This is a genomic window from Sedimenticola selenatireducens (assembly GCF_007625115.1).
GTDB classification, from domain to species: domain Bacteria; phylum Pseudomonadota; class Gammaproteobacteria; order Chromatiales; family Chromatiaceae; genus Sedimenticola; species Sedimenticola selenatireducens_A.
On the sequence record NZ_VMNH01000004.1, the window covers coordinates 133,825 to 158,557 of the forward strand.

General features: G+C 48.2%; 23 protein-coding genes and 1 pseudogene. 11 read left to right on the forward strand and 13 right to left on the reverse strand.

Going from position 1 to position 24,733, the window contains the following annotated elements; translation table 11 throughout:
- Positions 1-80 precede the first annotated feature (80 nt).
- From FHP88_RS02765 to FHP88_RS02775, 3 genes are all read left to right on the forward strand, one after another.
- On the forward strand, positions 81-878 hold the full coding sequence (locus FHP88_RS02765) for a hypothetical protein (protein ID WP_144357465.1): 798 nt from the start codon (positions 81-83) through the stop codon (positions 876-878).
- A 270-nt stretch (positions 879-1,148) separates the two neighbouring features.
- A complete protein-coding gene (locus FHP88_RS02770) occupies positions 1,149-5,156 on the forward strand; it encodes a hypothetical protein (RefSeq protein WP_144357466.1) in 4,008 nt (1,335 codons plus the stop codon).
- A gap of 8 nt (positions 5,157-5,164) precedes the next feature.
- Positions 5,165-5,944 carry a zinc ribbon domain-containing protein gene (locus tag FHP88_RS02775; RefSeq protein ID WP_144357467.1) on the forward strand — a complete coding sequence of 260 codons (780 nt, stop codon included), beginning with the start codon at positions 5,165-5,167 and terminating at the stop codon, positions 5,942-5,944.
- Positions 5,945-5,953: 9 nt separating this feature from the next.
- Here FHP88_RS02775 and FHP88_RS02780 read toward each other — a convergent pair whose 3' ends face one another.
- From FHP88_RS02780 to FHP88_RS02800, 5 genes are all read right to left on the reverse strand, one after another.
- A complete protein-coding gene (locus FHP88_RS02780; protein ID WP_144357468.1) occupies positions 5,954-6,475 on the reverse strand; it encodes a zinc ribbon domain-containing protein in 522 nt (173 codons plus the stop codon).
- Positions 6,476-6,626: 151 nt separating this feature from the next.
- Positions 6,627-6,986, reverse strand: a complete 360-nt coding sequence (locus FHP88_RS02785; protein ID WP_144357469.1) for a hypothetical protein — start codon at positions 6,984-6,986, stop codon at positions 6,627-6,629.
- Positions 6,987-7,558: 572 nt separating this feature from the next.
- Positions 7,559-8,032, reverse strand: a complete 474-nt coding sequence (locus tag FHP88_RS02790) for a DUF1499 domain-containing protein (RefSeq protein WP_260843143.1) — start codon at positions 8,030-8,032, stop codon at positions 7,559-7,561.
- A gap of 50 nt (positions 8,033-8,082) precedes the next feature.
- Positions 8,083-9,372 (reverse strand): TlpA family protein disulfide reductase, encoded by a 1,290-nt coding sequence (locus FHP88_RS02795; RefSeq protein WP_144357470.1) that lies wholly within the window; start codon positions 9,370-9,372, stop codon positions 8,083-8,085.
- A gap of 249 nt (positions 9,373-9,621) precedes the next feature.
- On the reverse strand, positions 9,622-10,170 hold the full coding sequence (locus tag FHP88_RS02800) for a VF530 family DNA-binding protein (RefSeq protein WP_144357471.1): 549 nt from the start codon (positions 10,168-10,170) through the stop codon (positions 9,622-9,624).
- 301 nt (positions 10,171-10,471) lie between these two features.
- Here FHP88_RS02800 and FHP88_RS02805 point away from each other — a divergent pair, with 301 nt between their 5' ends.
- Together FHP88_RS02805 and FHP88_RS02810 are read left to right on the forward strand one after the other, a co-directional pair.
- On the forward strand, positions 10,472-11,197 hold the full coding sequence (locus FHP88_RS02805; RefSeq protein WP_144357472.1) for a c-type cytochrome: 726 nt from the start codon (positions 10,472-10,474) through the stop codon (positions 11,195-11,197).
- 60 nt (positions 11,198-11,257) lie between these two features.
- Positions 11,258-11,785: a NapC/NirT family cytochrome c gene (locus FHP88_RS02810; RefSeq protein ID WP_144357473.1), complete on the forward strand. Its 528-nt coding sequence runs from the start codon at positions 11,258-11,260 to the stop codon at positions 11,783-11,785.
- A 225-nt stretch (positions 11,786-12,010) separates the two neighbouring features.
- On the opposite strand, the gene FHP88_RS02815 is transcribed toward FHP88_RS02810, so the two are convergent.
- The 3 genes from FHP88_RS02815 to FHP88_RS02825 form a co-directional block, all read right to left on the reverse strand.
- Complete coding sequence (locus FHP88_RS02815; protein ID WP_144357474.1) at positions 12,011-12,805, reverse strand: alpha/beta hydrolase; 795 nt, start codon at positions 12,803-12,805, stop codon at positions 12,011-12,013.
- A 195-nt stretch (positions 12,806-13,000) separates the two neighbouring features.
- The gene (locus FHP88_RS02820) at positions 13,001-13,771 is read right to left on the reverse strand and encodes an amidohydrolase (RefSeq protein ID WP_144357475.1); all 771 of its coding nucleotides are present in this window, start codon (positions 13,769-13,771) and stop codon (positions 13,001-13,003) included.
- Positions 13,759-14,910 carry a pyridoxal phosphate-dependent aminotransferase gene (locus tag FHP88_RS02825; protein WP_144357476.1) on the reverse strand — a complete coding sequence of 384 codons (1,152 nt, stop codon included), beginning with the start codon at positions 14,908-14,910 and terminating at the stop codon, positions 13,759-13,761. Before FHP88_RS02825 ends, FHP88_RS02820 begins: the two co-directional genes overlap by 13 nt.
- A 113-nt stretch (positions 14,911-15,023) precedes the next feature.
- Here FHP88_RS02825 and FHP88_RS02830 point away from each other — a divergent pair, with 113 nt between their 5' ends.
- From FHP88_RS02830 to FHP88_RS02845, 4 genes are all read left to right on the forward strand, one after another.
- Complete coding sequence (locus tag FHP88_RS02830; RefSeq protein ID WP_144357657.1) at positions 15,024-15,722, forward strand: ABC transporter ATP-binding protein; 699 nt, start codon at positions 15,024-15,026, stop codon at positions 15,720-15,722.
- On the forward strand, positions 15,716-18,235 hold the full coding sequence (locus tag FHP88_RS02835; protein ID WP_144357477.1) for an FtsX-like permease family protein: 2,520 nt from the start codon (positions 15,716-15,718) through the stop codon (positions 18,233-18,235). Before FHP88_RS02830 ends, FHP88_RS02835 begins: the two co-directional genes overlap by 7 nt.
- A gap of 1 nt (position 18,236) precedes the next feature.
- Positions 18,237-19,346 (forward strand): lipocalin-like domain-containing protein, encoded by a 1,110-nt coding sequence (locus FHP88_RS02840; protein ID WP_144357478.1) that lies wholly within the window; start codon positions 18,237-18,239, stop codon positions 19,344-19,346.
- Positions 19,347-19,575: 229 nt separating this feature from the next.
- The gene (locus tag FHP88_RS02845; RefSeq protein WP_144357479.1) at positions 19,576-20,034 is read left to right on the forward strand and encodes an Hsp20 family protein; all 459 of its coding nucleotides are present in this window, start codon (positions 19,576-19,578) and stop codon (positions 20,032-20,034) included.
- Between the two features lie 208 nt (positions 20,035-20,242).
- On the opposite strand, the pseudogene FHP88_RS19505 reads toward FHP88_RS02845, so the two are convergent.
- From FHP88_RS19505 to FHP88_RS02865, 5 genes and pseudogenes are all read right to left on the reverse strand, one after another.
- Positions 20,243-20,308, reverse strand: a pseudogene (locus FHP88_RS19505) (hypothetical protein); the annotation flags it as partial.
- 3 nt (positions 20,309-20,311) lie between these two features.
- Complete coding sequence (locus tag FHP88_RS02850; protein WP_260843144.1) at positions 20,312-21,106, reverse strand: alpha/beta fold hydrolase; 795 nt, start codon at positions 21,104-21,106, stop codon at positions 20,312-20,314.
- Between the two features lie 33 nt (positions 21,107-21,139).
- On the reverse strand, positions 21,140-21,415 hold the full coding sequence (locus FHP88_RS02855; protein ID WP_144357480.1) for a hypothetical protein: 276 nt from the start codon (positions 21,413-21,415) through the stop codon (positions 21,140-21,142).
- A 10-nt stretch (positions 21,416-21,425) separates the two neighbouring features.
- Positions 21,426-22,379 carry a CDF family Co(II)/Ni(II) efflux transporter DmeF gene (gene dmeF / locus FHP88_RS02860; protein WP_144357481.1) on the reverse strand — a complete coding sequence of 318 codons (954 nt, stop codon included), beginning with the start codon at positions 22,377-22,379 and terminating at the stop codon, positions 21,426-21,428.
- A gap of 151 nt (positions 22,380-22,530) precedes the next feature.
- Entirely contained in the window at positions 22,531-23,010 is a 480-nt protein-coding gene (locus FHP88_RS02865) for a hypothetical protein (RefSeq protein ID WP_144357482.1), read from the reverse strand.
- A 191-nt stretch (positions 23,011-23,201) separates the two neighbouring features.
- Here FHP88_RS02865 and FHP88_RS02870 point away from each other — a divergent pair, with 191 nt between their 5' ends.
- Positions 23,202-23,411 (forward strand): SHOCT domain-containing protein, encoded by a 210-nt coding sequence (locus FHP88_RS02870; RefSeq protein ID WP_144357483.1) that lies wholly within the window; start codon positions 23,202-23,204, stop codon positions 23,409-23,411.
- 95 nt (positions 23,412-23,506) lie between these two features.
- A complete protein-coding gene (locus FHP88_RS02875; protein WP_144357484.1) occupies positions 23,507-24,676 on the forward strand; it encodes a cation:proton antiporter in 1,170 nt (389 codons plus the stop codon).
- Positions 24,677-24,733: the final 57 nt, after the last annotated feature.

Below are 24,733 nucleotides of genomic sequence, written 5' to 3' on the forward strand. Positions count from 1 at the left end.
GGGGGTAAATTTCCCATTGAAATATTGAGTCAAAGGATGCAATCTTGTTAGACCAATAAGAATCCGTAAAGGTGAGAAAAATGAACTCTTTTAAACGGTTAGCTATCGGTCTGACCACTACCCTCATCGTTGTTATTGTGGGCCTGTACATATTCTTGTCCTCCAACCTAGGTTCACTCATTGTCGATGCGGTGGAGAGCTTTGGCCCCAAAGTCACGCAGAGCAAGGTTTCGCTAAACAGTGCGAATATCGCAATAACGGGTGAAGGTGAGCTGAACGGTTTGGTTGTTGGCAATCCCAAGGGCTACAAAAGTGACAATGCCTTTGAATTAGGCGCCATAAAGATGGTGCTTGATACCGACTCGCTGACCTCCGATGTTATCCGTATCAAATCCATTCTAATCGAATCGCCAAAACTCAACTATGAGCCCGGTGGTGATGCGGGATCAAACCTGAAACAACTGGTTAATAATGTGCAACAATTTGCCGGTAGTAGTACCTCAAGTGAGGAAAAGAGTGAGAAAGGAAAAGAGAAAAAACTGATCATCGATCTATTAAGTATCGTTGATGGCGAAGTCTCTGTAACCACTCCACTCTCAGACCAACCCATTAGCACCTCGCTACCCAATATTGAATTGAAAGATATAGGTAAAAAGAGTGGCGGTACTTCTTCCTCAGATGTCGTCAAACTCGTCATTGAAAAGGTCACTTCAGCCGCCACCAATGTGGGCAATATCTCCGTTGATGAGTTGAAGACAAAACTACAATCTCAAGTGGGCGATAAACTGAAAGACGTCCAGAGTCAGATCAAAGCTCCAGAAGGACTTGAAGGAAAGACGGGTGAGGTGGGTGACAAACTAAAGTCCATTTTTAAATAGTTCGCTTATCCAATTGGTGGTTTAGCAGGCGATATTGATCGGATCAGATTCTGGTAAATATCGCCACTAAACCCGACCTTCATAGTGTGATAACACGCTACAGATAACAGCATATTTCTACCGACATACAGTTAAGGTGGATAAACACTCCAAACGTATTTCATGCGATTAAGCGATTCATTAATACTAAATCCTATTGATGCATATCATTGATATCGAAGCAATTACCATAAAGAATAAAAACATACGAGCGCGGGGGAGTTATAAGAAATGGCTTTCTGTCCAAAATGTGGTAATCCAACGCGAGCTAATCTTGACTTTTGTACCCAATGCGGTGCAACCATCAAACAATCCAGCAATAATTCGATCCCTGTAACTCCAAACCAACAGCATGCCGCCCAAGCAGGGCCAACTGAAATCGCGCATCAGAATAAACCACATCAGCCCGTAACCCCATCCATTGCTAAGGCGGTCATTCGTGGATTGAGCAAAAGCATCTTACTCAGCACAATTGCCATCGGGCCTGGTATTGGATTACTGCTGACTGGTTATCCGGTTTCTGGAATGATCTGGATGTTTATTGGCTCTTTCTGGCTCATGGCTCGAACCTACAAAAAACCCTGGCGGCTCACCTTTCTAACCTGCTTCACTCCCCCTGCAGCGGCACTCACGTGCTATCTTCTGCAGCTTTGGTTGTTCGCGGACGATGACATAGCTGTCTTTCAATCACTCTCTATTGCTATCTTATTGGGCATGCTGTTTGGTTGGTGGCGTGCCAGTAAGCATACCCTCTCACGCGCCAAAGATGGCGGGATTATCGCAAAACGCAACCTAGGTTTTTTAGTGGTATGGGTGCTCAGCTATGGCGTTACACAGCTTTTAGGATATCTGTCTGCAGATGTACTGATTATTCGTGCTGGTCTAATGACTGGCGCATTTTCAACCGCCGTGCTCATCATCGTCAGCCTACTCATCTGGCGCCGGTTCAAACTGGAAAGAGCAGCCATTTCATTAGTCGCAGTTGTATGCCTGCTTTTTATCCCAGTTGAAGCACCCATTGCACAAGAGCAAGTGTGTGGATTAACCAAAAGTGCACTGCAAAGCGACGCAAAGGCCGTTTTAAGTACTACCGGTCTACAGTACTTCAGTCAACCCAATGAAATGATTACAACGATGGAAGGGCCCCGAGATAATGATTGTGTATTTAAAATCTCTTATGGCCATAAAGGAAAGCCGGATAAAAAAGATGCCTCCGGTGCTACCGTTTTAGCCAGTGGACTGAAAGGTAAAGATATCCATTATACGGTGAATGCATTAGGTAGGATCTCAAAAACAATTGAGCCGCCACAATCTACAAATCTTGACACCTGGGCACACTTAAAAGCGTACAAAAAAATCTCCATCGGAAGCAGTGCACAATGTAAATATATGGAAGAGATGAAACCGGCGCTAAGGATGTTTCATCTTTACTATATCGGCACTGCACGTGTCATGTGCATAAAGAATTCCAGGTTAATCAGCATAACGGTCGACGGAAAATATTACGGTGGAAAACCTACCCAATACAATAAAGCGTCTTTTTATCGTGATTTGGCAGTACAAATCGCCCAAAGGGTTTTACCGCAAATCCCTAAAGCTGAATCTATTAGCACACTCCCTCCTCCAGCCAGTCACACCGAGAGTAAAAACAAGAGCAGAATTGACATTGGTACCGATTATAATCCACAGAATAGTACCGGGGTTAACAAGCCGCCCAGTGTATTAAGTCCAAGCGAAGAGGAGATCGCGCTAATCACCGCGGCCGTTATCTCAATTCTGGTTGCAGCAGGCATTGCCATTAATATCGCGCAATCTATCGCCATTGCTATCGCTAATGCCGTTCAAACCACCACTGAATCGACCATCAACACCGTCGCCGAAGAATTTGTTCGATCAGACCCCGTCATGCCAGACACCCACCAATATCCACCACTTTATGATCCGTATGATAAGCAGCCCCTTGAAGAGAGAGACGGTCGATACTGGGCAGCCAGAGCAGGTGAAGCGGGTCGTTGGATGAGTCGTGAAGAGGCCGAGCGCTATGTTGGTGAATTACACAAGGAGAAGGCTGCTTTTGATAAACAACGGCAGGATGAGATTCAGCAGCATGACAGCGAAACCGAAGCGATGCTTGACCAATGGCGCGAAGATACCCAAAAGCGACATGCCGCAGAAAAAGAACGCGAGTTAGCCGAGCAGGAGACACGTCGCAAAACCCGAGAAAGCATTCAACGTGAAGGTGACGCAGACCCACTACCTGACAGCGAAATCCCAACTCCAGAGGGAGATCTGTTTGTAACACCCGGCATTGATAACAGCGGTATCGGCTGGGGAATCAACATGGTAGAGGGTTTCGTTAAAGGCTCTGCAAAGGACATCATTGAGCTTATTACAAAAAGCCCTGGCGCCATCGCAGATACCATGGCAGAAGCTGGCGGTAAGCTTGAGGAAATATTAAGCGATCCAGAAAACTGGCGCGTCGCGGGTGAAGCGGCTGTTGAGACGATCAAGGATATTTATGGCGCAGCAACCGGTAATAGAGAGCGCTCACAAAAAGTTGCAGAAAATCTTGCAGAAGGAGGATCAGCCGCTGCAAAAGTTGCCGGACACCTTGCAAAGGAGACGTGGAATGATCCAGCGGGAGCAGCCACATCTGTCATCAAAATTGTACTCGGCACTGATAACTGGCAAAAAGCCATTGATCCCGACGTACCCGTAACTGAACGAATGGGACGCGCACTCTGGGGTGTAGTCGATACCGGCGGTATTGTTGTGGGCGTAGGCTCTAAAGCGATGAAAGGCGCTGCCAAACTCGGTGATTTTATGCGCACTGCCGATACGGCCGGCGATCTTATGCGTGGCGGGAAAATGCTTGATAGCGCAGGAGACACGCTAAAAGCGGCCGATGCACTGGGCGACACTGTTAAAAGCGCCGCAACTGCAGATACTATTGCTGATACCGCTAAAAGTGGTCATCTAATTGATAGCGCAGGCGATGCGGGAAAAGCGGTTGATGGCGTGGGTGATAGTACAAAAAGCGGACGATTAGTCGACAGCACTGGCGATACCGCAAAAAGTGCAGAGGCGACCCAGGATCTAGCCAACGGCGCCAAGGCATCAGAAACGGGGACAGCGGGTCGTGAAACTATTGATGAAATGCGTGAACGTCTCGCTAATCAAAGAAAAGGCCCGGTTAATACACCAGAAGGTGCTGCTGCCAGAGGTAATGGCATTCCGAATAGGGTAACAGATCCTGAGGGATATGTACGTGAACTACCCTCTGGTGCGCTGGTGGATCGTAACCTAGCGATTGGAACTGGCTATACCGGTGCTCAAATTGATGATATGGCAAAATTCGCCAAGCAGGAAAATGTTATTGTTGGTGCCCGTAGTACAAATGTCGATTCAATGCGTCATATTCGTGATGGCAATGCTGTACCCAAACCGATCACCATCAAATCTAAAACCGTCTCAGAACTTGATACCTATCTTGGAATGAAAACTGATGACAAAGGGCTGGTCGGTTATTTTAAACCTAAAGAGCCACTTGATTTAACCAACGTCCCTGATCATCTTAAAGCGGCCGTCTCTGAACGACATCAAACACGTCTCAAGGAGTACAGCGACAATTGGGATGACATCCAAAAAGCCATCAAAGAAGGCACTATGGCCGAGAAAGATGGCAAGCTTCATGCTGTCTTGAAAAAGGCCGATGGTACAACTGAGTTAAAGCCTTATGCGGGTGATATTGACGGCGTCTATTTTGCTGATGGTACTACGGGTGAATTGATACCACCGGGTGAAAGATATGACCGGCTAAAAGCAGCCTGGACAGGCAACACTGAAAAGATCAATCAGGAGATTGCAGAAGGCGCCATACACCAGGGCAAAGCGCCGGACCTTATTCCGGATTACTGGGAAAAAAGTAAGGCCCCTGGACAACACGGTGTCGAGAGTAATCTCGTGGCTGATGTGACCAGCGGCAAGACACCTGGAACACCTGACTACCAAAAAGCGCTGGACAAATATCAGCCCTTACATGAAAAGCTGGCAGGTAATCACTGGAAAGGCAATGGCGAAACGGTCCTTCAAATGGGTCCTGATGGAAACTTGCGGCGAGGGATCAGATTCACGGAAAGTAATCCCCTGCCTGATTTAGCCGATCCTCGATATGCAGGCGGTGAACCTTTACCCAATGTTTCAGACTGGCTTGGCAAACGAGAGCACCGTCCCTGGTAGGCATCACAATGACTGAAGAAACATACCAATTCTATCAACTGCCCGAAGCAATTCTCAACGAGTACGACTTCGATGCACTCCCCTTCCCTGTTAGGGCAGACAGAGCCGGTCCAATTTTTGAAACCGACAAGGTATCACTGGATGCCATATTAGACGAGCTGGATCAGTTTCTATTTTCACATCCAGAGCTTAAAGAAAAATATGCGGGTAATGCAGCAAAACTGGCCATGCTTTGTGCCACTAATAATGTATCAAACAACGACACCCTTGCCGCACTCGGCAATCTCAATGCTGGAATGCGGATATCGCCACAGCATCGTGGCTTGCGGGTACATCAGGCATTGGCATTGCAGCTAAATGGCTATACCGATGCTGCCGCAATTGAATACGAACAGTTATTATGGGATGCACCACAGGCGTTTGATCCTTTAATACGTTCATTGGCGGCAAAAGCCTTTATCGTGCTCAGGCAATATGAAAAGGCCTTTGAAATACTCGACTTTCTTCCTGAGAAAGCCTTTCAGGATGAGACGCTCTTTAAACTTCGGGAATCGATAGTCGAAAAGTTAAGAGTTGACAAACAAAGTAACCCAACGACTGAAACTGACTCTATTCCAGAATGTCAGTCATGCGGTGAGCCATTGGACGCAAAACATCAATTCTGCCCAAGCTGCGGAGCCGCAGTGGAACATTCAAAAAATATCAGGGGGAATTTCTGCTCCCAATGCGGGAGTAAAATAAAACCGGGAAACGCCTTTTGCACAAACTGCGGCCAGTCTAGTGAGTAATTCGAGTTTCTAACGAAAAGATACCCGTGAAACACCCCATGCAATCAAGCCGATAATCAATGCTGCAATACCAAAATCAACGACTAATAAAGCAATTGAATCAAGCTCCAGCATATAATATTTAAGCACCCCATATTCAACCAGCATGAAGCCCACAAAAGCGGCTATCAGAATAAGAAGGAAATCGAGAAAACCCTTCGAGCTATTTGTTACAGCGATATAACGCAAAGAGATTCCACTGGGAAGAGCAATGATCAATATCGCTATTGACATCAGGATATACCAAAGATCAGCATCTTCCCACATAAACAGAGGAATGCCATTTATGGGAGTAATTGTTATGACAGAATCAGCTAAAACCGTAAGCACTAACACAATTATCGCTAATTTAATTCGATAACCAGTAGAGGTCTTTTCATCCAAGCCTTGTTCTGATACAGGGTTGATGGTTGCTTCGACAAGAAGTTCGCCACACTTACCACAAAACTTGTCGCCAACATCATTAGCAAATCCGCAGTGCCTGCATTCCATGAAAACTCTCCACGTATTCAATTACTCAATGAAGCTTTATGTGCTTCTCTATTCTTACATAGCAGCACCAAAAAAAGAACTATTATACAGCCAGCCTTCTGCTCTAACCGATTAGTACTAGTAGGTTCTATGGGACTGCTGAAACAAAATGCTAATCAATCACTGCGGAAAACTTGAGTATCGGTAGAATCGTCGCCAATACATACAACGTGGTAAATAGCAGCCCAATCAGGAGAGTTGCCGATGTATGTAAACTGACGAGTTGATTTATCGCACTATCTGTTTTCCGCATTAACCTGAAGCCAAAAACAAGCGTTGCTATCAACCAGAGAAGTGGTAACACGATCAAATAAGGAAGGAAATCCATGCCCCACTGGGTAAATATGGGGATATCCAACTTAACATCATTGTACTGCACCAAGTAATTATACGCAGGCGTAATTACAACATAGGAGAGCAGCCAGAATACAAACATCATGCAAACATTAAAGCCCAGTGTGATTTTCCACATAAAACAGTTTCCTGTTCAGATAGCCATGAGGGGCCTATCTGCGATTATTATTTTCCTATACAACTGAAATAGCACATCAATTGACTTTCATTATTCAGACTACCAGACAGGAAAGCATAAAACAGATAGTCACTATCCCGTTGCTGGATAAAGCATTCTGACGAAGCGCCACTTGTAATCCTGTATGAATTAATACCACTTAAAAAGCAAAAACTGAATCTATCCTCATAAGTATTTTTGGCTATTGACACGCCGCATCCAGAACCCTCTAACTTTCCATGATACTTGGTAGTATCGTGAGAGTCTGAATAACGCTCTACTAACACACAGTGTTTCGCATCCATAGCTGGAGCGATGAACATTGCAAACTGATGAAGTGTAGGGTCTGACAGTGCACTTCCAATAAACAGATAAAAAAACAACAGCCAAAGGATTTTATATTTCAAAATAACGTGCCTGTAGTGTATACGTTGAAATAGAAATAAAATACTTTCTCGAGGACATATTGGAAAACAATTTAGCTGATATTAGGACACTTAATTTACTAACTACTGATCAGGAACATGCCTATATTACTGACCAACCAATTTGGTATTAAATAGCGCCCTAAGCGACTCTACCCTCTTCTTGTTTACACCCAAATCGCTATACCCCACTCTGGATGCCGAACGAATATGAATAACATTATCGGCCAAATCCAGCCTGACCTCTAAATCATCCACAAACCTGAATATTGCTGAAGTGAAGGTAGCTGCAAGATAATTTTCACTCGTAGCCTGAACAGTACCGCCCAGCTCTTGAATGACTTCGTGTAAAAGTGAAAGGGTATAAGCCGGTGAATTTTGAGTGAAGCTAATGGGTTCTACATAATGACGGCTATCGTTCATGTGTTCACTGCAGACACAATTAGCCTTGTCTGGACATTGAGACAATATCCCATCAGTAAGTCCGGCAACCTTAGCCCTCATATTTAATCCTGTAAAAACAACAATAATAATAAGGATCAATGATATCAGGATGGTTGACCTGTTGATCGTTGTTTTCATACATCGTTATTATAGAGCATCAGCCGTAAAATAACCGCGTGCAGGGCTATCTAATCAACAAGCCTCGCCTCTTTACTGGGAGGCAGTAACGTCCTCAACTGCTCGACCACATCGGGGGCATCCCAGTGAATAGCACCATTCAATCCATAGGCAATTTGTCCATCCGGGCCAATCACGAAAGTAGACGGGAATACCAGCACATGCCATTTCGCTGATTCTTTGCCATCCGGATCCAACAGCACCGGAAAATCCACTTTGACCTGCTGTAGGAAAGCCTGTATCTGCGCTACCTCTTCTGCGTAGTTGATTGATATCAACTCGAAAGACTCATTTTCCATCTGCTTGCGCAAATTGTTCAGTGAGGGGATCTCTTCAACACAGGGTCGACACCAACTTGCCCAGAAATTGATCACCGTGACTTTGTTACGATAATCCTGGATTGACAGCGGGTGACCAGCAGAATTGGTCAGATTGATTGTCGGTGGCGTGGGCTCTCCCTTGAACGGTTTTAACTGAGAATCGAGACCACTGCCGGACACCGATGGTATTTCAGATAGTGGAAGCGCCACTCGAGGCGTCGTTGTCTTTTCCAGTAAATTCAGACTACTGACAATTTGTGAAGGAATTTGCTTTAGTGTATCCAGTGTGGCCGGAGTCTTGTCTTCGTCGTAATAGAGCGCAGTAACACCAGGCATAATTTTCATATAAACATTGGCACCTCCCTTTTCAAGGCGCGCGATCAGTTTATCCAGTTGCCAACGATTACCGCGTTTACCGGCTTGGTATAACACTATCGGCACATTAGTAGCGTCCACAATGGATTCAAACACAGGCTCCAGCCCCAGGGCAGGGATTGTCGCATAAAGTTCGGGAGAGAAAAGCACAGCGCCTGCGAGATAATTGTCGCTCAAACCTTCCGACTGTTGTTTTGCCTGCCACTCACGTATGCCACGTAATACGGGAATAGCCGAATAGCTGCTCCCCATTAGACTGACCATCTTTCCGGTTCTTTTATGAGCAGTATCGATCAGGGTCGCCACATACTTCCCATCGATTGCGCGCATAGCCGAAGGTCCTTTAGGCAGAAAGAAACTCTCGGCCAGATCCACCATCCAGACTTCAACACCCAGTCGGGAAAGCTGCAATGCGGTATCGTATATGCGGTCCGGTTTTCCCAGACCCGGTATAAACCAGATGGCCAGATGCTTCCCTGACGCAGGATAGTGAATGACATTAATATCCTGATCCGATACCGCGACAGAAAACTCCAAGCTGGGCATCTCTTTGGCAAGCAAGGAACAGGAGAAGAAGGCACAAATTAATAGAATATGTAGTTTCATTTTTATAGTGCCAATAGCTTCAACTCTCTCTGAGGAGCATGAAAAGCTTTATAGACCTTGTCCCAGTCAATATTGCCTGAGTAGTGTTCAATCATGCTTTATATAATCCAAGGCAAGAAAAGGTAGCATAGTGCAAAATTCAGTAAGCCAAGTGTGATAACAACTCTATAATAACCGAATCCGATGACTAATCGTTATTCTTCCTGTTTCTGACACAGGCATTTTCTAGTGCGATTTTACAAACCAGGATTACTTTCTCCACTTCGCCCAAGGATCAATATCACTGCTAACAGAAGAACCTGATGAATTGGAAGATTCACGCCCCTCCTTCCGAGAACCATCCCCAGCGCGATGATTAGAATGTCCATCGCTTCGTTTGATGCGGTAATGATTACCCGATCCCGTGCGATCTCCTGCCCCTTGCCCCCGCTCAGCCGATTGCTTAGCACGTTTCTCACGTAACATTTCGGCTTCTTCCAGACTCAATTCCGCAGGCTCACCCGGTGTTTGACCTTCGGGTACAATCCGATCCCTGGGAGATAACTCAAACTGTTCGGCGCTCGCTCTCGGTAAGTTTTTAAATTTGTACAAATAGAAGGCTTCAACTTTTTCACGCGCCCACTCTGTTTTTTTAAGAAACTTCATACTGGATTCGATACTGGGGTTGGTTTTGAAGCAGTTGACATTTAAATAGGCATAGAGAATATCGAAACCGTAATGATCAACCATTTCAGTTAACAATTTTTTTAAACTCACACCGTGCAGGGGGTTGTTCGTATAATCAATCTCATCATTCATTGCAATGTCCAATCAAGGCAGTAACGGCACATTATACCAGCCGCAGCACAGACAAAATACAGACGCCCAAATCACTCTGATCAATCGAGAAAATGCCTGACTTTACCCCTTTTAATCCTGAGCACCCATTTATTTTCCTGGGTCGATAATACCCAAAGCCAACCGGACTTATCATTCTTAAGCTATCCTTAAGAAATAAAGCTTACCCTCAGTAAGCTTTTTGGCTCCAGAGCTAATGGTGCCCGGCGTCTGAACAGACGGCATCGGCATTACTTCACTGCACAGAGTAAAGGGGATAAAGATGAAAATATATGTTACCGCTCACAGGGCATGGGGTTCGATTTTGGCAGGGCTCATGCTCATGACACTTGCAGTTTCGTTGCAGGCCGAAGAACTGGAATCGGCTATTGCCAGAGGTGGGGTACTCTATGACAAATGGTATAAGGTAATAGATGTTGATGCCCCGGCAACACCCCATACTCTTTATCCGACAGATAAAAAATATGCAAAAGATGCAAAAAACAATTGGCGCTGCAAGGAGTGCCATGGCTGGGATTACCAGGGTAAAGACGGTGCCTATAGCAAGGGCAAGCATCACTCCGGTGTGATCGGCATCAATGGCGCCAAGGGCAAGGATGTTAATGAGATCATTGCACTTCTGAGCGCACCGACCCATGGTTATGGCGACAAGCTCAGCGCCGGCGATCTGAATGACCTGGCGCTGTTTGTCAGTCAGGGGCAGGTGGACATGGACCGGTACATCGACCGGGCCAGCAAAGCTCCGAAGGGCGATCAGGCGAAAGGTGAGGCCTACTTCAATACCATTTGTGCCAAGTGCCATGGAAAGGATGGTCTGCAGCCCAAAGAGATGCCGCCGCTCGGATCGCTAATGGGCAATCCCTGGGAAGTGATGCACAAGATCCTGAATGGCCAGCCAGCAGAATCCATGCCGTCACTGCGCGCCCTGGATCACCAGATCACGGCAGATATTCTGGCGCATATCACCACGCTGCCAAAAGAGCGTTGAGTACAAAAGCCCCCGGTCGACCCGGGGGTTTTTTTGGCCATCAAATAACAGGCCCATTGTATGAAAAGAAGCATTGTAGTCATTTTTCTGGTCGGCATGGCGCTGGGTGGTGCTCTACTACTGGGGTCACTTGCTGCCTTTGAATACACCAACACCACAGAATTCTGTATCTCGTGTCACGAAATGGAACAGACGGTCTATCAGGAGTATCTGAAATCGCCCCACTACAAGACCCCCTCCGGTGTGACGGCCGGTTGTCCGGATTGCCATGTGCCGCGCGCGTGGGGTCCAAAGATCGTTCGCAAGATCCAGGCGACCAACGAGTTGTACCAGAAGTTTGTCACTGGCAGCATAGCCACGCCGGAACTGTTCGAGGAGAAGCGGCTGGAGCTGGCGGAACATGTCTGGGACTACATGGATAAGACGGACTCAAGAGAGTGCCGGGCATGTCACAATCAGTCCCGGATGGACTTTCACAAGCAATCACGCCGCGCCCAAGAGAAAATGGAACAAGGGTTGCTAGATGGCAAAACCTGTATCGATTGTCACAAGGGCATTGCCCATAAAAAACCGCGTGAAGACGATTAGGATGCCAAAAATCCTGGGAGCATTAGCCTGATCTGGCTAACAAAATGTAGCCCGACGCAACGTAAATAAAGATAGAAAATAACAACTCATAGCAGTAGATAAAATTATCATGGGCTCACTATAATCCCAACAGGATCAGAGAGAAAAAGACGCGGGTATTCTCTCTGACCCTTTCTATGTCTTCAGTTATTTAATCTGAAGTTTGGGATAGCTTTTCGGTTTCACTTAGTAACCCAAATCATTTACCCACTGCACTGTCGCCTGCAGACCTTCACTGATTGCGTCCAGATGACCCGCATTAACCTCCACAACTGAATTCTTGGGATGGGTAAGAATAGCTGGCAAAAGTAAATTATTAGCGTAACGAATTCCGGGATCCTTTTTACCTATGACAACAAGCACGGGCAGAGGCTGCGGAAAACTGGATGCGCTCTTCTCCATACTTGCCAACCCCTTGGGATCAAAAAATGAAGCGTAAACTTTAGCGCGCATGGAAATAGATTGTGAGCGACCACCGCTGTTTGGATCCTCAAAACTTGCCTTGTCCTCGCCCTTTCCAGCATCAACCATTTTTCTGGCCTTTTGATAGGCCTTACCGAACTTTTTGATCCACCCCTTAGCATCAGGTATATGTCCGGGCGCAATAGCGATGACACCGTCAACCTTATGGCCTGCACCCGCATAGGCGAAGGCACCATTAGCGCCAAAACTCATACCGCCGACAAGAATATACTTTGCTCCTGCAGCACGTAATTTTTCTGCTTCAGCATCAATTTCCATCAGAGTTTTCTGATAATCAACATCATACTTTCTGGCACCACCCCAAGTCATGGTTGGCTGAACCACCCGATAGCCTGCTTTTTCTAGGGCACTTGCGAGGCTGTTGGTATGAAAAGGCCTCTCGTCCCACTTGCCATGCATGAGAATAATACCCACGTCATTCGGAGCTGCGAAGGCCACACTTGCAAAAAAGCCTAGCCACAGAATAAGACCGCGTAGAGCAATTCGATAGAAGCGCATGCAGTTTCCCTCAGTAAAAATAATGGGATATAAAAGTGGTCAAACGCAGAGAGAATAGGCGCCATTTTCCACACCAGTCAAGTGGTATATTCCTACTTGCACTTGACCCCAATCGGCCAAGCGACAACAGCAATTCCAGATCCAATTAATGACTTAGTGCGACAAAGCAAAGTAGCGTGGAGTTTTCAGCATCGTTCAATTCAACGAGAAATGATCCGCATCCAGATGCGCAGGAAAAGACTGACGGTATTCTGTGAGTGCTGCATAATTCAGCGACTGGGTAAACAGGCCGGCTTCACTTCCTGCACTTAACAGTTCTTCCCCTTGTGGAGAGATCACCACACTATCACCACTGTAGGCAATCTCATTGCCATCGACACCGACCCGATTAACACCCACGACATAGCAGATGTTTTCTATAGCTCGCGCCTTAAGCAGACTCTGCCAGTGTAATCGTCTGCGTTCCGGCCAGTTGGCAACGTAAAGCAGCAGGTCATAGTGGCTGTTATTCCGGCTCCAGACAGGAAAGCGCAGGTCATAACAGATCAATGGACAGATTCGCCAGCCTTTGAGATTCACCACCAACCGTTCAGCACCTGCGGTGTAGTGATGGTGTTCATCCGCCATACGGAACAGGTGACGCTTGTCGTAATAGGCGAAGCTGCCATCTGGTCGCATCCAGATAAGGCGATTATAAAAACGGTCATCGGCCTCAATGATCAATGATCCGGCGATCACTGCCCCACTCTGACGTGCCATGCGGGTCAGCCATTGAACACTTTCGCCGGTCATGCTTTCAGCTTGCCTGGAAGAGTCCAGTGAAAAGCCCGTGTTAAACATCTCAGGCAACAGGATCAGATCGCTCTGTGGTGCGCTGGAGATCAATCCTTCAAAGCGTTGGCGATTCGCTTCGGGATCATGCCACTCAATCTGATCTTGAATAAAGGTTGTAATTAGATCCTGCACAACAACTCCGCCGCTTTGATGAGGGTTTCATCCTCTTTGGCAAAACAGAAACGCACATACTTTGTTTCGGGTGGCTCCTTATAGAACACCGAAACGGGTATGGCCGCTACACCTTTTTCACGCGTCAACCACTCGGCCATTGCACGATCATCCAGACTACTGATTTCACTGTAGTCCATTAATTGAAAAAAAGTACCGGCCGCTGGGGTGAATTGAAACCGGGAACCGACCATCTGTTCACAGAACAGATCACGCTTGTTTTGATAAAAAGCAGGTAGCTGTTGATAGTGCTCGGGACAATCCCGCATAAAATCGGCCAGGGCCAATTGAATGGGCGTGACAGCTACAAAGGTGACGTATTGATGAACTTTTCGGAATTCAGCCGTCAGTGTCGCGGGAGCAATACAGTAGCCCGTCTTCCAACCCGTTACATGATAGGTCTTGCCGAACGAGAAGATGACGAAGGCCCGGGCCGCCAATTCATCATGCAGCAACAGGCTCTGGTGTGTTTCGCCATCAAACACCAGATGCTCATACACTTCATCTGAGAGCAGCAGTATATCGGTATCACTAACCAACGCTGCAAGCGTTGCCAGATCTTCCGCCGATAATGTGGCCCCGGTTGGATTGTGCGGGGAATTAAGAATAATCATCCGTGTTTTAGGATTAATCGCATCCTTCACCCGCTGCCAGTCTATCTTGAACTCAGGTGGCAACAGCGGCAGATGAATGGCTCGTCCACCACTCAGTTCAATGGCCGGCTCATAACTGTCATAGGCGGGATCAAACACAATCACTTCATCGCCCGGCGAGATGCAGGCTGTGATGGCGCAATAGATTGCCTCAGTAGCACCAGGGGTAACCGTTACTTCCAGATCAAACGACACATGCCGGTCATATCGTTGCCGAATCTTCGTGGCAATCGCCTCCCGAAGACTTGTAACACCGGCCATAGGGGCATACTGGTTATGGCCCTGTTGGATATGGAAATCCACCCGGTCCAGTAGCCCTTGAGGTGCACTGAAATCAGGAAAACCCTGCCCCAAATTTATCGCATGGTGTTTATTGGCCAGCTCACCAATAACGGTAAAGATGGTGGTCCCTACCTGAGGAAGCTTACTATTGATTGTGATGGTCATATGTCATATGCGTCAAACAACGGCCCGATGAAAGCCTAGTGTGCCAAATAGTTTCATCAGTTGATAGCTGAACTATTGGGCAAATGGCCCCAGATTCCCTATTCTATAGTCCTATGCAGAATAAACCGCTACTTGTTATTGAAGAGCTCTATCACAGCTACCAGGAAGGTGGCGATAGCCGGCCTATCCTTAATGGTATTAATCTACAGGTTGCAGAACATGAGTGTATTGCCTTGCTGGGCCGTAGCGGCTCCGGTAAATCGACACTCCTGAATATGCTGGCAGGGATTGATACGCCTCAGCAGGGCTGTATTAACATCATGGGTCAGGCAATCCATGATCTCTCTGAACGGGAACGCACCCTGTTAAGACGTCGCCATATCGGTTTCGTCTACCAGTTCTTCAACCTGATTCCAACCCTGACTGTCGCCGAGAATATCGGCCTACCGCTGGAGCTGAATGGCCACAAGGAACGTGAGATCAAAAAGCTGGTGGGATTGATACTCTCGGACATCGGACTCGGCAACCGCTGGAATGCCTACCCTGACCAACTTTCAGGCGGCGAGCAACAGCGAATAGCCATTGCCCGCGCCCTGGTTCACAATCCGGCTATTGTGCTGGCCGATGAGCCAACCGGTAATCTGGATGCAGAGACAGGTGAGCATATAATGCGCATCCTGCTGGGGCTCTCGAAACAACTCAAACGCACCCTGATCATTGTCACCCACAGTCTGGAGGTGGCAGAGAAGGCCGACCGTATCCTGACCCTGAATGATGGGACACTGAGTACCCACGGGGATCCCCATTGGTAGGTTCAAGACTGAGGCTGGCTGGATTCCGCCATCAACGGCGCCATGCGTGGCAGACAGTATTGGCCATCCTGGGTATTGCACTGGGTGTCGCCGTCGTGATGGCTGTTGGCCTGGCAAACCAGAGCGCCAGTCGTGCCTTTGCGATCACCATGGAACAGATCTCTGGTCGGGTGACCCATCAGATATTGGGTGGTCCCAACGGATTACCAGAACAACTTTATACCCAACTACGATTGCAACAATCGCATCTGAAAAGTGCCCCTGTAGTGGAAGGCGTTGTGCATATTGGCGAAGAGCAGTTCACTCTGCTGGGCCTGGACCCTTTATCAGAGCAGCCCTTTCGGACGGTCACCCAGCTTCCCGATGCAGGCCTCCTGGCACGCATTCTGACACAGGAGAACGGCTTGCTGATCTCCGCTTACACGGCCAAACGATTGGGGCTATCAGCGGGCGATCAGGTCACACTGGATATTACCGCACGTACCTCTGTAGTTGAGATAATGGCATTGTTCGGCGAACAACAGGGCGCGGTTCTGGATGGCGTATTGGTTTCGGACATTGCGACCGCCCAGACGCTGCTGGCGCAGTTCGGCATGCTGGACAGGATTGACCTCGCATTGAGGCCAGATCAGATTGCACCACTCCAGCAGTGGCTGCCCAAAGGCTTCCAACTGGTAGAGACGGGTCAACGCACGTCGGCCATGGAAAACATGAGCAAGGCGTTTCAGACCAATCTCAGCGCCATGAGTCTGCTGGCACTGTTGGTGGGCGGTTTCCTGATCTATAACACCGCGACCTTTTCCGTATTACAGCGACGCCGGCAGTTCGGCATCATGCGCCTGCTGGGTGCCACCCGCTCTGAACTGTTCCAGGTGATTCTGTTTGAACAGTTTCTCATCGGATTGATCGGCACCCTGATTGGGATGGGGGCGGGTATTCTACTGGCCCGAGAACTGCTCTGGCTGGTCAGCCGGACGATCAATGACCTCTATTATACGGTCACCATCAGCCGACTCGATCTAGCCCCTGAAATATTGCTCGCCGGGGTCATGCTTGGGCTTTTAACAACCCTGCTCGCCTCTGCCGCCCCCGCTTGGGAGGCAACACGATCGCGGCCCCAGAGCGTTAACCGCCGTTCCGTCATTGAACAACAGAGCCATCGTGCCCTCCCCTGGCTGTTATTGATCGGCCTCTTCACCATGGGTTTGGGTTTACTGTTGGCTAAATTTTCAGACCGTAGCCTGCTGCTGGGATTTGCCGCACTGTTCTGTTTTATTGTAGGTTACTGCCTGCTGGTGCCAGCGATGGTGCCGACACTCTCCCGCTTGATTCAATACCCAATCAAGTGGCTGTTTGGCACCATTGGACGCCTTGCCACCCGGGGCATCAATGCCACACTCAGCCGCACCGGCCCAGCGATCTCGGCTCTGACACTGGCGATTGCAGCCACTATCGGCATGGGCATCATGGTCGACAGCTTTAGAACCACCGTCGGTCAATGGCTGGGCCAGACCCTGCAGGGCGACATCTATATCTCGGTACCGCATAGCAGTTCCAAGCGGGCATCGGCACCCCTGCCAGAAGAACTCCCGACCGAAGTGCTCAAGCTACCCGGCGTTAAAGAGATCAGCACCGGACGCCATGTCACGCTTGAATCAGCGCACGGCCCGGTCAACATGTTGGCCATTGGGTTATCGAGCACCAGTTATCGCGGTTTTAATTTCAAAGGGGATACCCTTGCCAATATCTGGCAGCAGTTTTCTACCGGCAAGCTGGTATTGATTTCTGAGCCCTACGCCTACCACAACCGATTACAGGTCGGCGATAGCGTGACGCTGCTGACACCGGATGGCAACAGGGTGTTTACCATCGGTGGCATCTTCTATGACTACGGTTCAGATCGCGGACTGCTGGTGATGCCCCGAGAACACTACGCTGCGATCTGGCGTGACAATCAGGTGACAACGCTTGGCATCTACCTGAAACAGCAAACCGCACTAGACACTGTGTTAAGCAAAGTTAAAGAAACGACCAGCCGTTTTGAAATGCCACTGACCGTGCGCGCTAACCAAGAGATATTGAAACACTCACTGGCGATTTTTGATCGCACCTTTACCATTACCCAGGTCCTTCGCTTACTTGTTATAGCCGTAGCCTTCGTAGGCATTCTCAGCGCCATGATGGCACTGCAATTGGAGCGCGCCAAAGAGCATGCCATTCTGCGCGCAACCGGACTGACGCCACGACAACTACTGGGGCAGATAACACTTCAAACGCTGTTGATGGGATTGATGGCGGCACTGCTGGCCATACCCTTGGGCTGGCTCATGGCCGAAATACTCATCCATGTCATCAATGTACGAGCATTTGGCTGGAGTATGCCAAGTCAACTCTCCCCATCGATACTCATGGAAGCGATCCTCTTCGCCCAGATTGCCGCCCTTCTTGCGGGTCTCTATCCCAGTCTGCGCATGGCCCGAACTCGGCCTGCGTTGGCACTGCGGGAGGAGTAGTATGGGACGACTGATACTTATCCTGTTTCTGATCCTGCTCTCTGGATGCCAGGAGAACCAAATAGTTGTTACAGAAAAACTCTCTGCAACGCGGCTGCTCTCATCCGTTGATCAACAAGGCTTTGATCGTGCAGAGAAACCCCGTGAGTTTATTTTCCCACAGGATCATGGTCCGCATCCCAGGTTTCGTAATGAGTGGTGGTATTTCACAGGCAATCTGGAGGATAGTTCAGGAAGACGTTTTGGTTATCAAGTCACCTTTTTTCGTTTTGCGCTGAAACCTCCCAGTGAAAAAGCAGCCGCATCTCATTGGGCAAATAATCAAATCTGGATGGCCCATGCAGCGATTACGGACAAAGACTCAAAGCGTCACCTAACACAGGAGAAGCTGGTCAGAGCCGGGCCCGGTTTGGCGGGCAGTCATGCACAACCGTTTAGCGTCTGGGTTGAAGATTGGCAGGTTCAACAGGGCAAGGAAGGCTTCCCCTGGCATATCCGTATCAACAGCGAACGGTTCAAACTTGACCTGGAAGTGGAACCTACCGTTGGTATTATTTTGCAGGGAGATAAAGGGCTAAGCCAGAAAAGTGCAGAACCAGGCAATGCCTCCTACTACTATTCGTATCCCCGACTTAATAGCCGCGGCCAGATCACAATCAATGGACAGCGTTACTTGGTAACCGGGCTGTCATGGTTCGACCGCGAATGGGGAACCAGCGCACTCTCTCCCGAACAAACCGGCTGGGACTGGTTTTCACTGCAATTCAACAGTGGCGATAACCTGATGTTCTATCACCTACGAAACCGCCAGGGTACAGCCGATCCATTCAGTGCGGGGACATGGATTGATAACACAGGAAATGCCAAACGACTGTCACTCAATGAGATTGAAGTGGCACCATCAAACTGGTGGCGAAGTCCAAACGGAAATAACTATCCCGTTGAGTGGACTATGAAACTTAAAGCAGACAATCGTACCTTGCGGATAAAACCTATCCTGAATGAACAGGAGATGGATCTAAGCGTCCGCTATTGGGAAGGCGCTGTTGATATTTACGAGCAAGGCAAACAGATCGGCAGCGGTTACCTGGAGATGACCGGTTATGAATAAATCTGTTTTTAAGTTGAGGATATCAATGCCCTAGCTACATTAGGTTGGGATGATTCTATCCGTTTCAAGTCAAAAAAATAATTTGAAATAATTTTTTTGAACAATGCTTGAAATCACCTTCACCTGCCCCTAACTCATGGTCAAGTGGATGCCCCATGGGATCCATGAACAGCGTGGTTCAACTGAACACGCAACCAATCTATATCGCTTAACATAATGAGGATATACCATGAGAACTTACGATCTATCACCCCTATTCCGCAGTGCTATTGGTTTTGACAGACTGGCCAATACACTGGAGTCAATCCACAACACCAACAGCAGTGGCGGCTACCCTCCGTACAACATCGAGTTGGTTGATGAAAACCAGTACACCATCACCATGGCAGTAGCTGGGTTCACCGCCGATGATCTGGAGATTGAGGTAGAGCAGAATAAACTGCGAATTACCGGCCAGAAAAAAGAGGATGAGAATGGTCGCCAGTACCTGCACCGTGGCATTGCCAACCGCAACTTTGAGCGCAGCTTCCAATTGGCCGACCATATCAAAGTCGCCAGCGCCAATATACAAGATGGCATGCTCTATCTAGAGCTGGTGAGAGAGATTCCAGAGGCAATGAAACCGCGTCGAATTGAAATTCAGAAACGCGCTAACAGTATTTTGGATAACAAGGTAGAAGCCGCCTGATAGGCAACGCATAGTCCCGGTCATTTGGCCGGGGCTATGCGAACATCAGAAACTTTTTTTACCGAGATACTTGAGATAGACGGCGATCTTTACCGCCTCCGCGTCGGGCATCGCATCAAACCTTGGCATTTTTCTATTAACACCGCTTCTGTCTTGTGGATAATCTCCCAGACAGAAAGTGCTGTGTTCCTATTGGGCGACACACCTTTCAAAAAATCCCCATACCACCTGTTTTATGACAAGGTGCACAGTGAAAATCATAGAGTTGCTTGCCTGCCTACTGAAACAGCTGTTTGATAAAGCGGTCTATTTTAGCCAAGGTTGCATCCGATTGCTCTAAATGTGGAGAGTGGCCGCAAGCCTCGAACACTGTCCTTTCCGTTTGCATAGGCAAAAGATCTGCTAGCACATTGATCTGAGCCAAAGTACCATATTGATCATCCTCACCCATGATGGCTAACACCGGTACATTAATCCCAGGAACAGAGGCTTCGATATTCCATGCCTCGAATTTTGGATCGAGCCAAATACCACACCAGCGCCTGAAGGTATCATCAGTATGACCCAGATGATAACGTCTTAATCTATCGGCTAGACCATCTTGTTCATAGGCCGCTTTTGCCAAACGTATTCCATGAAGGGTTTCTGGCTCAACAAAAAGATGCGGCGCCAGCAGCACCAATCCTTTTATCCGATTATCGAGCTGTTCACCCGTATGAATAATAGCGATAGATGCCCCGTCACTATGACCAATCAAGATAGCCTGATCTATCTCTGCGGCATCCAATACAGCAGGCAACACGCTATTTCCCTCGCGATGCATAAAGTCAACATCCAGATCCTGATCAAATGGATCTGAACCACCATATCCCTGACGGCTGTAAACAAAGACTGCACGACCCGTCAACTCAGCCAACTGTAGTGGAAAATTACGCCACATCGCAACGCAACCCAACCCTTCATGTAATAGCACCAATACGGGCTGGTCGGGTTCTTTTTTTCCATGCCATTGACATTCCAACAGATGGCCATTCACGTGAAGTGTTTGCGCGTTACTTTTTAACATTTGCATAAGTGATCTCTTTTGATTGCTTCCTGTAACAGGTCATGCAATGCGGATGCGCACCACTTTCATTACTTCAAATTCGATACCGGCAATCCTATCTGTTTCGGGATAATAGGTCATGTTCACCCGCTGTCCCTCTAGGGATTTATACAAGCGCTTTCGTTTATAGATAAAAGGCGTTGTCTGGTCTTCAATCATCACGGTATTAACTATCCAATCATCCTGATCACGCTGCACATGGGAAACCACCTTCTGCATATCTGACTGCACCAGCTTGCCATGTTTTTTTAATAGTGTATCTACATTACTTTTCATGGCTTTTATCTCAACCTGGCTCGACGCATGAGGCATCACGGCAGCAGTTCACCTCAATGGTTACGTGATCCAATGTATGAAGGTGGGCGATCAGTGCCTTGTAGTGTTCAGGATCTTTCGGATCATGGGTGACCAGTGAAACAATGACACCGTAACTGTTTGGTCCTATCTGCCAAATATGCAGATCAACAATCTGGTTATCATCCTCACTTTCGATCGCCTGTGTAATTGCTTTTCCTAACTGCTTGCCAGGTACTGAGTCAAGCAGGACATTGCTGGTCTCTTTCAACAGCCCGATACTCCAGCGAGTAATCAGGATCGCACCTACGATACCCATAGTGGCATCCATCCAGATCCAGTCGAAATATTTGCCGGCAAACAGCGCAATAATGGCCAGCAGGGATGTCAGTGCATCCGCAATCACATGCAGATAGGCCGCACGCAGATTGTGATCCTGATGATGGTGGTCGTGGTCGTGATGATGATCGTGAGGGTGGTGATGTGGTGCAGCGCCCCCATGCAATAACCAGGCACTTACCAGATTAACAATCAGGCCAATTACTGCCACCATAATGGCTTGATTAAACTGAATCGTGTGGGGCGATATCAGGCGCTCTATTGACTCGGCCCCCATCAGCAGTGCCACCATGGCCAGTGTAATCGCACTGGCAAAACCGCCCAGTGCCGTGACTTTTCCCGTTCCAAAGCTGAAGCGTGGGTTGTCGGCATTTATGCGTGCATAGCGATAAGCAAACAGCGAAATCGCCAAGGCGGCCACGTGCGTACCCATATGCCAGCCGTCCGCCAGTAACGCCATGGAACCAAACAGATAGCCTGCCGCAATCTCTATCACCATCATGACAGCCGTGAGAACAACCACCAGTTGCGTTCTGCGTTCGCCTTCAGAAGTATCTAGATTGAAGTTGTGGTGATGTTGCCACTGTTCTACTGAATGAACCGACATCGGTTACCTCAAGCTCGCTATTGTATTGGGTGATTATAAATCGAATGCCTTGAGGATGCAGTCAGTAAACAGAAAGGCAAATAGAGCGATGTGAAAAAATCAGAATAGGAGCGTATTTTTATCGAATTGTATCAAATACCTACAGCCCTAATCAGAGGCGCTTATTACGGGCATCATGATAGGCCTTTAACTGCTGAAACTCTTCTATTTCCTGCTTTCTACGAACAACCAGTTCAGCCTTGTGCATCTTTAAAACCTCAAGGGCCGCCTTCACATATTCAATGGAGCTGAGTTCATTTGTGGCATATTTACTAAGGAGTTCAAGCCACTTGAAGTGTACCGTGCAATGGACATCCGCACCCCGCAATGTCATCGGACAATCTGCACAACGAACCTGCTTTGATTGCTTTTCAAGCACCCGATTCTGCCATTGGTTTCGATAGCGCTCAGCATGCTTTGCAATCCATTGTATCGCCCGTGATTCCTGTTCTTCTTCGGGATAACGCGCCAGCTCTTTTTGTAACATCTCAACCTGGCGCTGCAGAAACGCCTCATCGGCAACTCTCAACTCGCGTGAGCCAACAACAAAGCGAACAATGAGCGCCAATACAGGATCATCTACTACAAACATCCCGCCTCCACGAGAGATCACTATATATCTACCTTTAGCCTAAACGAGCTATATTACAAGGGCTAATAAATTGAAGTAGCTGTTTTCGACATAGGCAGAAATGGTCAGTCTCACCTTCCCATGGACCCATCGTGTATAATGCACAGCACTATCGACTCTAATCACCTCTCTATTTGTAAGGCTGAATCACCATGATTGAAGATCAACTCCTCAAGGTTGCAGCAGGACTTGCCTTTATTGTTCCAGGGATATTTTTTCTGCGCTGGTGGTTGAACCGGTCAACGGGTTCGCCTGAAGAGTGGGCTGAATACCACATCCGAATCTTGCAGCAGAAACACGCCAGTGGTGAGATTGATGACGAAACCTATCAGACGCGGTTAAAAGAGTTGCAGGATGAGTAGCAGTATCTCAACTACAATCCTATAACCAACAGGGAGAAAATAATTCTTTAATTACTGCCAAACTGCATGACAACCGAGAGAAGTGCGACATCCCAATGACTGAACACCCGATCCTCTTTACCATTTTCCTGATCTTCTCCGGTGCAGCGGTCGTTGCTACGCTGGCCTTGTATGCCCGCCAGGCGCTACTCATCTCCTATATCCTGCTGGGTGTCTTGCTGGGCCCTTCCGTGGCAGGACTGGTCAACGACAGTGAACTCGTGCGAGAAATGTCGAATATCGGGATCATGTTCCTGCTGTTCTTGATGGGACTGGAGCTGAACCCGCGGGAGCTGTTACTGCTACTGAAAAAGACCACTACGGTGACCGTCCTCAGTTCAGCGCTGTTTGCGTTATGCGGTGGTTTGATCGCCCATCTGTTTGACTTCACGCTCACAGAGTCACTCATCATCGGCGCAGCCATGATGTTCTCCAGTACCATCATTGGGCTAAAACTGCTACCCACGACGGTGCTGCATCATCAGCATACCGGTGAACTGGTGATCAGTATTCTGTTGTTCCAGGATCTGATTGCGATTCTGCTACTGCTGGCCCTCAAAGGGGGCAGCGGGGCTGAGTTATCCGTACTGGAAATTATTAAACTGGTAGTCGCCCTGCCCCTTCTCATCGGCATATCGGCCCTGTTTGTGAAATATGTTTTCTTTCCCTTGATGAAGAAGTTTGACACCATCAAAGAATATATCTTCCTGATTACCATCGGCTGGTGTCTCGGACTGGCTGAAGCGGCCACCAGTCTCGGCCTGTCCCATGAGATCGGTGCCTTTATCGCCGGTATCTCGCTGGCGACCAGCCCCGTCTCATTTTTCATATCAGAAAACCTGAAACCGCTGCGGGATTTCTTCCTGGTACTGTTTTTCTTCTCACTCGGGGCCGGTTTTGATCTGGCGATGCTGGACGATGTCATCTTACCTGCAGCCTTGATTGCCACCGCCATGCTATTGATGAAACCGCTGGTTTTCGATCGCTTATTGCGTCTAGTCGGTGAAAACAAAGCACGTTCAACCGAGGTGGGCGCCCGCCTCGGTCAAATGAGCGAATTCTCCTTGCTCCTGGCGATACTGGCCTTGGAGAGCAAATTGATCGGACTGGAGGCCTCCTATCTGATTCAGTTGGCCACCCTGCTTACCTTTCTTGTGTCCACCTATCGGGTGCTGTTTAAATACCCCACGCCGATTGCGCTGTCTGCCAAACTGCGCAGGGATTAATAAATACTACAATCTGCTGCAGGTGTCGGCGTCGAAGTATCGACGCCGACACCCCAG

Excerpts from the sequence above, each read along its gene's own strand:
- FHP88_RS02770 (WP_144357466.1), top strand. The coding sequence starts at position 1,149 with ATGGCTTTCTGTCCAAAATGTGGTAATCCAACGCGAGCTAATCTTGAC.
- FHP88_RS02810 (WP_144357473.1), top strand. The coding sequence starts at position 11,258 with ATGAAAAGAAGCATTGTAGTCATTTTTCTGGTCGGCATGGCGCTGGGT.
- dmeF (WP_144357481.1), bottom strand. The coding sequence starts at position 22,379 with ATGTCGGTTCATTCAGTAGAACAGTGGCAACATCACCACAACTTCAAT.
- FHP88_RS02800 (WP_144357471.1), bottom strand. The coding sequence starts at position 10,170 with ATGAATGATGAGATTGATTATACGAACAACCCCCTGCACGGTGTGAGT.
- FHP88_RS02875 (WP_144357484.1), top strand. The coding sequence starts at position 23,507 with ATGACTGAACACCCGATCCTCTTTACCATTTTCCTGATCTTCTCCGGT.
- FHP88_RS02765 (WP_144357465.1), top strand. The coding sequence starts at position 81 with ATGAACTCTTTTAAACGGTTAGCTATCGGTCTGACCACTACCCTCATC.
- FHP88_RS02855 (WP_144357480.1), bottom strand. The coding sequence starts at position 21,415 with ATGAAAAGTAATGTAGATACACTATTAAAAAAACATGGCAAGCTGGTG.
- FHP88_RS02815 (WP_144357474.1), bottom strand. The coding sequence starts at position 12,805 with ATGCGCTTCTATCGAATTGCTCTACGCGGTCTTATTCTGTGGCTAGGC.
- FHP88_RS02870 (WP_144357483.1), top strand. The coding sequence starts at position 23,202 with ATGATTGAAGATCAACTCCTCAAGGTTGCAGCAGGACTTGCCTTTATT.
- FHP88_RS02845 (WP_144357479.1), top strand. The coding sequence starts at position 19,576 with ATGAGAACTTACGATCTATCACCCCTATTCCGCAGTGCTATTGGTTTT.
- FHP88_RS02790 (WP_260843143.1), bottom strand. The coding sequence starts at position 8,032 with ATGAAAACAACGATCAACAGGTCAACCATCCTGATATCATTGATCCTT.
- FHP88_RS02850 (WP_260843144.1), bottom strand. The coding sequence starts at position 21,106 with ATGCAAATGTTAAAAAGTAACGCGCAAACACTTCACGTGAATGGCCAT.
- FHP88_RS02785 (WP_144357469.1), bottom strand. The coding sequence starts at position 6,986 with ATGTGGAAAATCACACTGGGCTTTAATGTTTGCATGATGTTTGTATTC.
- FHP88_RS02865 (WP_144357482.1), bottom strand. The coding sequence starts at position 23,010 with ATGTTTGTAGTAGATGATCCTGTATTGGCGCTCATTGTTCGCTTTGTT.
- FHP88_RS02825 (WP_144357476.1), bottom strand. The coding sequence starts at position 14,910 with ATGACCATCACAATCAATAGTAAGCTTCCTCAGGTAGGGACCACCATC.
- FHP88_RS02805 (WP_144357472.1), top strand. The coding sequence starts at position 10,472 with ATGAAAATATATGTTACCGCTCACAGGGCATGGGGTTCGATTTTGGCA.
- FHP88_RS02775 (WP_144357467.1), top strand. The coding sequence starts at position 5,165 with ATGACTGAAGAAACATACCAATTCTATCAACTGCCCGAAGCAATTCTC.
- FHP88_RS02780 (WP_144357468.1), bottom strand. The coding sequence starts at position 6,475 with ATGGAATGCAGGCACTGCGGATTTGCTAATGATGTTGGCGACAAGTTT.
- FHP88_RS02840 (WP_144357478.1), top strand. The coding sequence starts at position 18,237 with ATGGGACGACTGATACTTATCCTGTTTCTGATCCTGCTCTCTGGATGC.
- FHP88_RS02795 (WP_144357470.1), bottom strand. The coding sequence starts at position 9,372 with ATGAAACTACATATTCTATTAATTTGTGCCTTCTTCTCCTGTTCCTTG.
- FHP88_RS02830 (WP_144357657.1), top strand. The coding sequence starts at position 15,024 with ATGCAGAATAAACCGCTACTTGTTATTGAAGAGCTCTATCACAGCTAC.